The organism is Sphingomonas sp. GW821-FHT10F09 (assembly GCF_058809195.1).
In genome coordinates this window covers 1,141,115-1,153,361 of the sequence record NZ_JBXASI010000001.1, presented here as the reverse complement: position 1 = coordinate 1,153,361, position 12,247 = coordinate 1,141,115, and the positions used below count along the sequence as shown (strand labels likewise).

Annotated in this window: 9 protein-coding genes; 6 read left to right on the top strand and 3 right to left on the bottom strand. The window is 70.3% G+C overall.

The annotated features are described in order from the left end of the window. The first annotated feature begins 7 nt into the window (after window positions 1-7). The 4 genes from serS to AC1RTO_RS05435 all read left to right on the top strand — a co-directional run bounded on the left by serS (window position 8) and on the right by AC1RTO_RS05435 (window position 4,085). The gene (gene serS, locus AC1RTO_RS05450; RefSeq protein WP_493159851.1) at window positions 8-1,288 is read left to right on the top strand and encodes a serine--tRNA ligase; all 1,281 of its coding nucleotides are present in this window, start codon (window positions 8-10) and stop codon (window positions 1,286-1,288) included. Window positions 1,289-1,299: 11 nt separating this feature from the next. Continuing rightward, window positions 1,300-2,421, top strand: a complete 1,122-nt coding sequence (locus tag AC1RTO_RS05445; RefSeq protein WP_493159850.1) for a peptidoglycan DD-metalloendopeptidase family protein — start codon at window positions 1,300-1,302, stop codon at window positions 2,419-2,421. A 52-nt stretch (window positions 2,422-2,473) separates the two neighbouring features. Further along, complete coding sequence (gene tyrS / locus AC1RTO_RS05440) at window positions 2,474-3,703, top strand: tyrosine--tRNA ligase (RefSeq protein WP_493159849.1); 1,230 nt, start codon at window positions 2,474-2,476, stop codon at window positions 3,701-3,703. Window positions 3,704-3,770: 67 nt separating this feature from the next. Further along, window positions 3,771-4,085, top strand: a complete 315-nt coding sequence (locus AC1RTO_RS05435) for a PilZ domain-containing protein (RefSeq protein WP_493159848.1) — start codon at window positions 3,771-3,773, stop codon at window positions 4,083-4,085. Window positions 4,086-4,108: 23 nt separating this feature from the next. On the opposite strand, the gene recG is transcribed toward AC1RTO_RS05435, so the two are convergent. Continuing rightward, window positions 4,109-6,175 (bottom strand): ATP-dependent DNA helicase RecG, encoded by a 2,067-nt coding sequence (gene recG, locus AC1RTO_RS05430; protein WP_493159847.1) that lies wholly within the window; start codon window positions 6,173-6,175, stop codon window positions 4,109-4,111. A 73-nt stretch (window positions 6,176-6,248) separates the two neighbouring features. Here recG and AC1RTO_RS05425 point away from each other — a divergent pair, with 73 nt between their 5' ends. Together AC1RTO_RS05425 and mfd are read left to right on the top strand one after the other, a co-directional pair. Continuing rightward, window positions 6,249-6,515: an FAD assembly factor SdhE gene (locus AC1RTO_RS05425; RefSeq protein WP_493159846.1), complete on the top strand. Its 267-nt coding sequence runs from the start codon at window positions 6,249-6,251 to the stop codon at window positions 6,513-6,515. 80 nt (window positions 6,516-6,595) lie between these two features. Further along, window positions 6,596-10,078, top strand: coding sequence for a transcription-repair coupling factor (gene mfd / locus AC1RTO_RS05420; RefSeq protein ID WP_493159845.1), 3,483 nt, complete (start codon window positions 6,596-6,598; stop codon window positions 10,076-10,078). A 19-nt stretch (window positions 10,079-10,097) separates the two neighbouring features. Here mfd and AC1RTO_RS05415 read toward each other — a convergent pair whose 3' ends face one another. Then, complete coding sequence (locus AC1RTO_RS05415) at window positions 10,098-10,508, bottom strand: YybH family protein (RefSeq protein ID WP_493159844.1); 411 nt, start codon at window positions 10,506-10,508, stop codon at window positions 10,098-10,100. Further along, window positions 10,502-12,148 carry an EAL domain-containing protein gene (locus AC1RTO_RS05410; RefSeq protein WP_493159843.1) on the bottom strand — a complete coding sequence of 549 codons (1,647 nt, stop codon included), beginning with the start codon at window positions 12,146-12,148 and terminating at the stop codon, window positions 10,502-10,504. The genes AC1RTO_RS05415 and AC1RTO_RS05410 overlap by 7 nt, the downstream gene beginning before the upstream one ends. Between the last annotated feature and the right edge of the window lie 99 nt (window positions 12,149-12,247).

Here is a 12,247-nt window from a genome sequence, read left to right as displayed (position 1 = left end):
CGGGACCATGCACGATATCCGCGCCATCCGGGACGATCCCGCCGCCTTCGATACCGCCCTCGCCCGCCGGGGCGTCGCCGCGCCGGCCGCCGGCCTGCTGTCGCTCGACGATGCGCGCCGCGCCGCCATCGCCGCCGCGCAGGACGCGCAGACTCGCCGCAACGACGTGTCGAAGCAGATCGGCCAGGCCAAGGCGCAGAAGGACGAGGCGCGCGCGCAGGCGCTGATGGCCGAAGTCGCCGCGCTCAGGGACGCGCTGCCCCGGCTGGAGGCGGAGGAAGCCGCGGCGGAGGCGGCACTCGGCGATGCGCTCGCCGCCCTTCCCAACCGTCCCGCCGCCGACGTACCGGAGGGCGAGGACGAGAGCGGCAATGTCGTCGTCCATCAGCGCGGTACGCCGCCGCGGTTCGCCTTCCCGGTAAAGGAGCATGACGCGATCGGCCCGGGCATCGGCCTCGATTTCGAAACCGGCGTCGCGATCGCCGGCGCGCGTTTTACGCTGGTGCGCGGCCCCGCCGCCCGGCTGCAACGCGCGCTCGGCCAGTTTATGCTCGACACGCTGACGCAGCGTCACGGCTATGAGGAGGTGGCGCCGCCGCTGCTCGTCAAGGACGAGGCGGTGTTCGGCACCGGCCAGTTGCCCAAGTTCGCCGAGGACCTGTTCCGCACCACTGACGGGCGCTGGCTGATCCCCACCGCGGAGGTGTCGCTGACCAATATCGTGCGGGAGGCGATCCTGCCGGCGGGCGAACTGCCGCTGCGCTTCGCCGCGCTGACCCCCTGTTTCCGCTCGGAAGCGGGTGCGGCGGGCCGCGACACGCGCGGCTACATCCGCCAGCACCAGTTCGACAAGGTCGAGATGGTGTCGATCGTTCCCGAGGAGGCGTCGGACGCCGAGCACGAGCGGATGACCGCCTGCGCCGAGGGCATCCTCGACGCGCTCGAACTGCCGTATCGCCGCATGCTGCTATGCGCGGGCGACATGGGCTTCACCGCGCGCCGCACCTACGACCTCGAGGTCTGGCTGCCCGGGCAGGACACGTATCGCGAGATTTCGAGCTGTTCGACCTGCGGCGATTTCCAGGCGCGGCGGATGAACGCGCGCTACCGGCCCGAGGGGGAGAAGGCGACGCGCTTCGTCCATACGCTCAACGGTTCGGGTCTGGCGGTCGGCCGGACGTTGGTCGCGGTGCTGGAGAATTATCAGCAGGAGGACGGATCGGTCGCGGTGCCGGCGGTGCTGCAGCCCTATCTGGGCGGGCTGACCCGGCTCGCACCGCGCGGCTAGGAGGGCGGGGCATGCGAGGCTGGCGGATCATCGGCTGCACGGCACTGGCCGCGCTGACGCTGTCCGGCTGCATCCCGAGCATCGAGGGCGGCGACTATGCGCCCGCCTATGATGGCGCGGCCCCGCCGCGGCGCGACCCGCCCCCGGCCGCGACGCCGTCACCGAACCGGCCGGCGGACGACATCCCCGGCCGCGACATGGTCGAGCGCGGCGACGTCGCGATGCCGCGCACCGCACGGCCGGCGTGGGAGGCGCGGCCGGTGCGCCCGGACGCGCAGGTCGTCGCCAGCCAGACCTACACCGTCACCCCGGGCGATTCGCTGCGCCGCGTCGCCGAGCGCACGGGCGCCGCATCGGAGGCGATCGCGCGCGCCAACGGACTGGCGCCGCCCTTCACCATCCGCACCGGCCAGACGCTGGCCATCCCCGGCGGCCGCTACCACCTCGTCCGTCCGGGCGAGACGGGCATCGCCATCGCGCGGGCCTATGGCGTCGAATGGTCGCGGATCGTCGGCGCCAATCAGCTCGCGGAACCCTATGTGCTGCGCGCCGGGCAGCGCGTGCTGATCCCCGGCGATCCCGCGCAGCCGCCGAGCCGCGCCGATCGCGCCGCCGCCTTCCGCCTCGACATCGACGACATCCTGACCGGCGGCGAGCCGGCGCCCGCACCGCGCCAGGCCCCCGCCAAGCCAGTGACGAGCCCGCGCCGGGTGCTGCCGCCGACCGCAGTGGTCGCGGCGCCGGCACGGTTGCAGGGCGGCTTCGTCTGGCCCGCCGACGGACAGGTCGTCCGCCGCTTCGGCCCCGGCAAGAGCGGCGAGCGCAACGACGGGATCAAGATCGCGGTGCCCGTCGCGACCCCGATCCACGCGACGGCGGACGGCGTCGTCGCCTATGCCGGCGACGGTATCGCGGCGCTGGGCGGGCTCGTCATCGTCCGCCACGGCAACGGCTGGACCAGCGTCTACGGCCACGCCAGCAAGCTGCTCGTCCAGCGCGGCCAGAGCGTGAAGCGCGGCCAGACGGTCGCGCTGTCGGGCGATTCCGGCTTCGCCGACCGGCCCGAGGTGCATTTCGAGCTGCGCAAAGGCCGCACGCCGGTCGATCCGCTCGGGCAGCTGCCGCGCCGCTGACGCACGCGCGTCGACAGGTGACGTCGCCCGCTGCGCTTGCTAACCGGCGCGCATGACGTACCAGTCCGACCTGCTCAGCACGCTCGCCTCGCGCGGCTACATCCACCAGCTGACCGACGCGACCGCGCTGGATGCGCTCGCGGCGAAGCAGGTCGTGCCGGGCTATATCGGCTTCGACCCGACCGCGCCGTCGCTGCACGTCGGCAGCCTCGTCCAGATCATGCTGCTGCGCCGCCTCCAGCAGACCGGCCACAAGCCGATCGTGCTGATGGGCGGCGGCACCGGCAAGATCGGCGACCCGAGCTTCAAGGACGAGGCACGCAAGCTGCTCGGCGAAGAGGGCATCAAGGCCAATGTCGCGTCGATCAAACGGATCTTCGAACGCTTCCTGACCTTCGGCGACGGCCCGACCGATGCGGTAATGCTCGACAATGCCGAATGGCTCGACGCGCTGGAATATATCCCGTTCCTGCGCGACGTCGGCCAGCATTTCAGCGTCAACCGGATGCTCAGCTTCGATTCGGTCAAGCTGCGGCTCGACCGCGAACAGTCGCTCAGCTTCCTCGAATTCAACTATATGATCCTCCAGGCCTATGACTTCCTGGAGCTGTCGCGCCGCGCCGGCTGCCGGTTGCAGATGGGCGGCAGCGATCAATGGGGCAATATCGTCAACGGCATCGAACTGGCGCGCCGGATGGACGGGGCCGAGGTGTTCGGCGTCACCACGCCGCTCATCACCACCGCGGACGGCGGCAAGATGGGCAAGACCATGGCCGGCGCGGTCTGGCTGCACGAGGACCAGCTGTCGCACTTCGATTACTGGCAGTTCTGGCGCAACACCGACGACCGCGACGTCGGTCGCTTCCTGCGGCTGTTCACCGACCTGCCACTGGACGAGATCGCCGCGCTGGAAGCGCGCGAGGGCGCCGGGATCAACGAGGCGAAGAAGGTGCTCGCCAATGCGGCGACGGCGATGTGCCGTGGTCGGGACGCGGCGGACCAGGCGGCCGAAACCGCGCGCCGCACCTTCGAGGAAGGCGGCAGCGGCGATGCCCTGCCCGCGATCACCGTCGACGGCGGATCGATCGGCATCGTCGATGCGCTGATCGCATTGGGTTTCGCCAAATCGAAGGGCGAGGCGCGCCGACTCGTCGCGGGCGGCGGGGCGAAGGTGAACGGCGAGCGCATCGACGACGATATGCTCGCGATCCCGGTCGACGGCGACGCGGTACGGATCTCCGCCGGCAAGAAGAACCATGGCCTGCTCAACCCGGCCCGGTAAGTCTCTGTAAACGGGTTGGACGTAAAAAAGTCCGAAATGGTCCGGCGTCGGGACCATAAGGAGTTGCGTGTTGGCCCCAGGAGCTTCGTTCTCGGTCGATGATCGTGCCGAACCGCGCGACGAGGTGCATCACCGCAGCCGCGTGACGCTCGCGGATCGGCGGACGGTGCCGGTGCTGATCGTCAACCTCTCGCCGCAGGGGCTGATGATCCGCAGCGACCTACCGGTCGGCGCGGGCGAATGGTTGCGCATCCAGCTGCCGGTGGTGGGCGAGGTACAGGCGGCGGTGCGCTGGGCGCTCGGCGGCCGGATCGGCTGCCAGCTCGAAAAGCCGATCCCTGCGAATCGCTACCATGCGGTGCTCGCCGCGATGGGTGGCTGATCCGGGAGGCGGCTGATCGGGGATCAGCCCGATCGCAGCAGCGCCACGCCGGCATCGCGATCGAACAGATACAGCGCCACCCGCGCCGCCTGCCCGCGCGGCCCCTCCAGCCCGCCGTCGCGATCGATCAGCAACCGCGCATCGTCCTGCGCGCATTGCAGCAGGTCGCCGAGCATCTCGGGCAATGCGAGCCGGAACGTCGCCTCCCCCGACTGCCGCGTACCCAGCAATTCGCCGCCGCCGCGCAGCCGCAGATCCTCCTCGGCGATGCGGAAGCCGTCGTTGGTCTCCCGCATCAGCGCGAGCCGCGCCCGCGACGTCTCGCTCAACGCATTGCCGCGCAGCAGCAGGCAGCGCGACAGGCCCCCGCCCCGCCCGACCCGGCCACGCAGCTGGTGAAGCTGGGCGAGCCCGAACCGGTCGGCATGTTCGATCACGATCAGCGTGGCGTTCGGCACGTCGACACCGACCTCGATCACCGTCGTCGCGACCAGCACGCTCAGCCGGTTGCCGGCGAACGCCTCCATCACCGCGTCCTTCTCGGCGGGCTTCATCCGCCCGTGGACGACGCCGATCCGGTCCCCGAAGCGCGCGCGCAGCGATTCGGCGCGCATCTCCGCGGCGGCGAGGTCGCTCTTCTCGCTCTCCTCGACCAGCGGGCACACCCAATAGGCCTGGCCGCCGTCGGCCATGTGGCGACCGATCGCATTGACCACCTCGTCCAGCCGGTCCTCCGACACCACCCGCGTCTCGATCGGCTCGCGGCCGGGCGGCATCTCGTCGAGCCGGCTGACGTCCATCTCGCCATATTGCGCGAGCGTCAGCGTGCGCGGGATCGGCGTCGCGGTCATCGCCAGCAGGTGCGGCGGCGCCTTGCCCTTGGCCTGCAGCATCATCCGTTCGGCGACGCCGAAGCGATGCTGCTCGTCGACCACGACCAGCGCGAGATCGCGATAGCCGACCGCCTCCTGAAAGATCGCATGCGTCCCGACGAGGATGTCGATCTCGCCCGCGGCCAGCGCCATCAGCGTCGCCTCGCGCACCTTGCCCTTGTCGCGCCCGGTCAGCACCGCGATGCTGAGCGGCAGGCCGGACAGCATCTTGCGCAGCGTCTCGTAATGCTGGCGCGCGAGGATCTCGGTCGGCGCCAGCATCGCCCCCTGCGCGCCCGCCTCCACCGCGATCAGCAGCGCCATCGCCGCGACCAGCGTCTTGCCCGAACCGACATCGCCCTGCAGCAGCCGCAGCATCGGCGCGGTCTGCGCGAGGTCGCCCTCGATCTCCGCCACCGACCGCGACTGCGCGCCGGTCGGCGTATAGGGCAGCCGCAGCAGGTCGCGCAGCCGGCGATCGCCGACCAGCGCCCGCCCGCGCCGCTTGCGCGTGTCGGCGCGGACCAAGGTCATCGCCAGCTGGTTGGCGAAGATCTCGTCATAGGCCAGCCGTTCGCGCGCGACCTTGTCGGCCGGATCGTCGTGGATCCGCTGCAACGCCGCGCGCCAGTCGGGCCAGCCGCGCTTCGCCTTCAGCCCCGGTTCGATCCATTCGGGCAGGTCGGGCGCTCGCTCCAGCGCCTGTGCGGCGAACCCGCCGAGCCGGCGCGAGGTCAGCCCCTCCGACAGCGGATAGATCGCCTCGCGCTCGCGGAACGGCTCGTCCGGTTCCCCCCCCCCTGCACCGGCAATGTCGGGATGAATGATCTGCAACGTCTCGCCATAGCTTTCGAGCTTGCCCGACACCCGGCGCGGCTCGTTCAGCGGCAGCAGCTTCTTCACCCAGCCCGACGACCCGCCGAAATAGACGAGCGATACGACATTGCCCCGCGCATCGGTCGCCTGCACCCGCGTCGGCCCGCGCCCGCTGCCGGTGCGATAGTCGCGGGGGGTCAGCGTGATCGCGATCACCCGGCCGGCGTCGGCCATGTCGAGCTCCTCGCGCGGCAGCCGGTCGATCCATCCGCTCGGCAGGTGAAAGGCGACATCGACGACGCGCGCCAGCCCCAGCCGGTCGAGCGGCTTGGCGAGCGCGGGGCCGACGCCCTTCAGGGCGGTGACTTCGGCGAACAGCGGATTGAGGATATCGGGGCGCATGACTACATGACCGCTATACCCGACCCGGTAACCGCCGCCAGCGGTTACCGGGCGCTTTGCATGGGACGCCCGTATGGATCACGCCATCCGCCTGAAACGCCTCAAGTTCCGCAGCTGGCATCGCGGCACCAAGGAGGCCGATCTGATGATCGGCGGCTTCTTCGACGCGCATGGCGCCGGCTGGACCCCGGACCAGCTCGACTGGTTCGAGGCGCTGCTGGAGGAGCAGGACGTCGACATCATGGGCTGGGCGATCGGATCGCTGCCCTGCCCGCCCGAATGGGACGGGCCGATGATGGCAGCGATGCGCTCGCTGAGCTACGTGCCGGTGGCGCGATAGGCCAAGGATAGCCACTCCCTTGCAAGGGAGAGGTGACGTTTTACCCCCGACCCCTCCCTTCCACGGAGGGGGGAGACAGCATGCCCGACCTGAAGACCATCCTCGGCGCCAAGGCCCCGCTCACCCTGTCGGGCGTCCCCGCCGGGTTCCAGCCCGCGCTGCTCGCCGATCTCGCGCGCGCCGCCGCGCATTCCGGCAAGGGCGGCCGCGCCGTCTTCATCGCGCCCGACGACGCCGCGATGCGGGCGATCGCCGCCACCGCCGCCTTCTTTGCGCCCGAGCTGGACATCGTCAGCTTTCCGGCCTGGGACTGCCTGCCCTATGATCGCGCCAGCCCGACGCTGCGGATCATGGCCGAACGGATCGCCGCGCTCTACCGCCTGCAACAGAAGGCCAAAGGACCGCAGCTGTTCCTGACGACGGCGAATGCCGCGACCCAGCGCGTGCCGACCCCGTTCCGCATCCGCCAGCTGGTCGCGACGCTGGAACCGGGCGCGCGCATCGATCGCGACGATCTCGCCCGGCTGTTGCAGGCGAACGGCTACGTCCGCACCGAAACCGTCCACGACCAGGGCGAATATGCCGTCCGCGGCGGCATCGTCGACCTGTATCCGAGCGGCGAGGAACAGGCGCTGCGCCTCGACTTCTTCGGCGACGAGATCGAGACGGTCCGCACCTTCAGCCCCGAGGACCAGCGCACCACCGGGCGGATCGAGGGCTTCACCCTGCTTCCCGCCTCCGAGGCGCTGCTCGACGAGGAATCGATCAAGCGCTTCCGCACTCGCTACCGCGACAAGTTCGGCGCGACCGCGACCGGCGACCCGCTCTATCAGGCGATCAGCGACGGGCGCCGCCTCGCCGGCATGGAACATTGGCTGCCGCTGTTCGAGGACAAGCTCGCCACCCTGTTCGACCATCTTTCCTCCGACGACGTCATCGTCCGCGACTTCGGCGTGACCGGTGCCGCCGATGCGCGGATGGAATCGATCGCGGACTATTACGAGAACCGCCAGCGCGCCGAGGCCGCGCAGCCCGGCAGCTATCGCCCGCTCGCGGCGAAATCCCTGTACCTCGACGCCAAGGAATGGGCCGCCGGCCTCGACGCGGGTCGCGCGCATCTGACGACGCCGTTCCACGAGCCCGAAAGCACGACCGTCCTCGATTTCGGGGTCGACGGCCCGCGCGACTTCGGTCCGGAACGGTCCGCGAGCGCCAACGTCTACGAGGCGGTGGTCGACCACCTCAAGGCGCTGCGCAAGGCGGGCCGGAAGCCGGTCCTCGCCAGCTATTCGGTCGGCGCACGCGAACGGCTCGGCAATCTGCTGAAGGACCATGGCCTCCACGGCGGCAAGGCGGCGGACAGCTGGCAGGAGGCGCTCGGCGTCGCCGATACGGCGAAAAGCGCCGGCGTCGCGCTGGTCGTGCTGCCGCTCGACCATGGCTTCACCGCGCCCGACGTCGCGGTACTGACCGAACAGGACATGCTCGGCGACCGGCTGGTGCGCCGCGCCAAGCGCAAGAAATCCGCCGACGCCTTCCTCGCCGAACTCGCGGCGCTGACCCCGGGCGACCTCGTCGTCCATTCCGACCACGGCATCGGCAAATATCTCGGCCTGACGTCGATCCCGGTCGGCAAGAGCCCGCACGATTGCGTCGCGGTCGAATATGCCGGCGGCGACAAATTGTTCGTGCCGGTCGAGAACCTCGAGGTCCTGTCGCGCTACGGCTCGAACGAGGAAGGCGCGTCGCTCGACCGTCTCGGCGGCGAGGCATGGCAGCGCCGCAAGTCGCGGATGAAAGAGCGCATCCGCGAGATCGCGGGTGAACTCATCAAGACCGCCGCCGAACGCGCGCTCCACCCGGGCGACGTGCTGGAACCCGACGCCAGCGGTTATCCCAGCTTCGTCGATCGCTTCCCCTATGCCGAGACGGACGATCAGGACCGCGCGATCGACGACGTGCTCGGCGATCTGTCGGCGGGCAAGCCGATGGACCGGCTGATCGTCGGCGACGTCGGCTTCGGCAAGACCGAGATCGCGCTCCGCGCCGCCTTCGTCGCGGCGATGGCGGGCAAGCAGGTCGCGGTCGTCTGCCCGACGACGCTGCTCGCGCGCCAGCATTACAACAATTTCACCACGCGGTTCGAAGGCTTCCCGATGAACATGGGCCGCCTGTCGCGGCTGGTGCCGGCGGGCGAGGCGAAGGCGACCAAGGAAGGGCTTGCCGGCGGCACGGTCGACGTCGTCATCGGCACCCACGCGCTGCTGGCAAAGAACATCGACTTCAAGCGGCTCGGCCTCGTCATCGTCGACGAGGAGCAGCGCTTCGGCGTCACCCACAAGGAGCGGCTGAAGGCGCTGCGGGCGGACGTGCACATGCTGACGCTGACCGCGACGCCGATCCCGCGCACCTTGCAGATGGCGATGAGCGGTATCCGCGAGCTGTCCGTGATCCAGACCCCCCCGGTCGATCGCCTCGCGGTGCGCACCTATGTCATCCCCTGGGACCCGGTCGTGCTGCGCGAGGCGCTGCTGCGCGAACATTATCGCGGCGGGCAGAGCTTCATCGTCACCCCCCGCGTCGCCGATCTGCCCGATCTCGAGGAATATCTGCGCAACGAGGTGCCCGAGATCCGCTACGTCGTCGCGCACGGCCAGATGAGCCCGACCGAGGTCGAGGAGCGGATGAGCGCCTTCTATGACAAGAAGTTCGAGGTGCTCGTCTCCACCACGATCATCGAGAGCGGCATCGACATCGCGTCCGCCAACACGATCATCGTCAACCGTGCCGACCGCTTCGGCCTCGCGCAATTGTACCAGCTGCGCGGCCGCGTCGGCCGGTCGAAGACCCGCGCCTATGCCTATCTCGTCACCCCGCCCGAACGCCAGATGACCGAGACGGCGGAAAAGCGGCTCAAGGTCTTGTCCGACCTCGATTCGCTCGGCGCCGGCTTCCAGCTCGCCAGCCACGACCTCGACATCCGCGGCGCCGGCAATTTGCTCGGCGACGAACAATCGGGGCATATCAAGGAGGTCGGCTACGAACTCTACCAAGCGATGCTGGAAGAGGCGATCATGGACGCCAAGGCCGGCGGCCTCGCCACCCGCCCGCGCGACTTCAGCCCGCAGATCACCGTCGATGCGCCGATCCTGATTCCCGACGATTACGTGCCGGACCTCGACCTGCGCATGGGCCTCTACCGCCGCCTCAACGAACTCGACGAGCATCGCGAGATCGAGGCGTTCGCCGCCGAGATGATCGACCGCTTCGGCCCGCTACCCGATGCGACCGAAAACCTCATCAGCGTCATCATGATAAAGTTGAACGCGCGAAAGGCCTGCATCGCCAAGATGGACGTGGGTCCGCGCGGGGTGCTCGTCGCCTTCCACGACGATACGCCGCCGAACGTGGCGGGCCTGCTCGCCTATGTCGACCGGCTGAACGGCGTCGCCAAGCTGCGCCCCGACAGCAAGCTGGTGCTGCAACGCGCCTGGCCCGATGCGAAGTCGCGGCTGCACGGCGCGCTGCAATTGTCGAAGGGGCTGGCCAAGGCGGCGGGGTGAGCCGCGCGCGCAGGCCGGCTCAACTGCTGTGGTCGGAGACGATCTTCCAGCCGCCGGCCTGCCGCGCGAACAGCAGCGAGGTCATGCCGCCGACCTGCTTGCCGCCGTCGTAATCCAGCGTCCAGCGCGCCCAGACCATCTGGTGCGTCGCATCGACCCGGCGGAAGCCGAGCATCCGGAACGACAGCCGCCCGCGCTTGGCTGCGTCCGCGCCATAGTTCCGGTCGTAGCGCGCGGCGATCGCCGCCTTACCGCGGACGAGGCCGTCCTTGGTGACGAAGACGGCGTCGTCGGCATAGATGGCAAGGAACCGCGGCATGTCGCCCGTGCTCCAGCCGGCCGCGCTGTCCTCCATCGCCGCGCGGATCGCCGCCTCCGGCGCATGCGCCGCGGGCGCGACGATCGTCAGCAACAGCGGCAGGATCAGCATCGTTCCGTCTCCATCAACGCGGTCAACGCCGCCTCGTCCAGTGGCGGGGCGAGCAGGAACCCCTGATAGAAGGTGCAGCCCTCCGCCGCCAGCAGCGCGCGCTGCGCTTCCGTCTCGATCCCCTCGGCGATCACCTTCAGTCCGAGCGAGCGCGCCAGCGTCATCACCGCGCGGATCACGCCGCGATGCCGCGGCGTCGCCTCGATCCCGCAGGCGAGCGCCTTGTCGAGCTTGAGATAGTCGAGCGGCAGGGCGGTCAGATAGGCGAGGCTGGAATAGCCGGTGCCGAAATCGTCGAGCGCCACCCGCACGCCCGCCTGACGCAGCGCGGCGAGCACCGCCGCGGCGGCCTCCAGATTGCGGATCGCCCCGGTCTCGGTGATCTCCACGGTCAGCCGGTCGAACGGCACGCCGCTCGCCGCGACGCGGTCGAGGAACAGCGCCGCGAAACCGGGTCGGCCGAGGTCGCTGGCGGTGAGGTTGAGCGAGATGCGCAACCCCGCCAGCGGTCGCGGCCAGCGTGCGACCCGCGCCAGCACCAGTTCCTGGATATGATCGGACAAGGCGATGCCCAGATCGGCGCGGTCCGCCGCGGCGAACAGGGCATCGGCACCGAGCGGGCCGAGCCGGCCGTGCCGCCATCGCGCCAGCGCCTCCACTCCCGTGACATGGCGGCCGTCGATCGGCGCCTGCGGCTGGAACAGCACGTCGATCTCGCCGCGCTCGATCGCGAGGTGCAGGTCGATCGCCAGCGAATCGAGCGGGGCGGCGCCTTCGGGACCGGCGACGCGCACCGTCGCCCCATCGCTCGCCTTGGCCGCGACCAGGGCCTCGCCGGCGCGGCGCAACAGGCTGGCGGCATCGTCCGCCGCGCCGCTCTCCGCCATGCCCCAGCGGCTGCCCAGCACCGCCTGCCGTCCGGCGATCGCCAGCGGACGCGCCAGCGCGGCATCCAGCGCGGCGGCGAGGCGGGCGAGGACGGCCGGCGACGCGGCGGAGGCGACGATCATGTCGCCGCCACCGGGCGCGTTGATGATCGCCGCGGGACCGAGCAACGCCCGGGCCACCGCCTCCACCTGCACGCGCGCCTCCGCGATCAGCGCATCGCCCGCCGCCCGGCCGCGCGCGGCGTTGAGGATATCGAGCCGCGACAGCGCGATGATCGAGACGCCGACATGCTCGCCGGCCTGCAACCGCGCATCGATCCATTCGCCCATGTCCGCCGGATCGACGCTCTCGCCGAAGCTCGGGCCGCGCCGCTCGTTCTGGTCGCGCAGCGACGGGCGCGCGGCGAAGCGGATCGTCTGGCGCAGCTCGTCGGCATCGCCGCGATCGATCAGGAAATCGGTGGCGCCGGCGGCATGCACCTCATCCAATGCCGCGCTGTCGTCGGTCAGCGCGATCAGCGCGCATCCCGTCGCCGCGGCCAGCCCCCCCAGCGCCTGCACGTCGTCCACGCCGTCGCGACGCGCGTCGACCAACAACACCTCCGCCCGGCTCGCCAGCGCGCGCGCGGCGACATCCTCGCCGCCACCGTCGACGATCGTGCGCCATCCGTCGTCGCGTGCGCACGCGGCAAGCGCGTCGCCTGCGCGGGCCGACACGATGAACAGCGTCCTGCGGTCGGCCTGGTCCTTCATCGGCCCGAACCTAGGCGGCAGACCGTTAACCGGCAATGGAGACGGTCGCCATCGTACCGCAGATGGAACGGACTTGTCGGCGGACGGTTGACTGCCTAG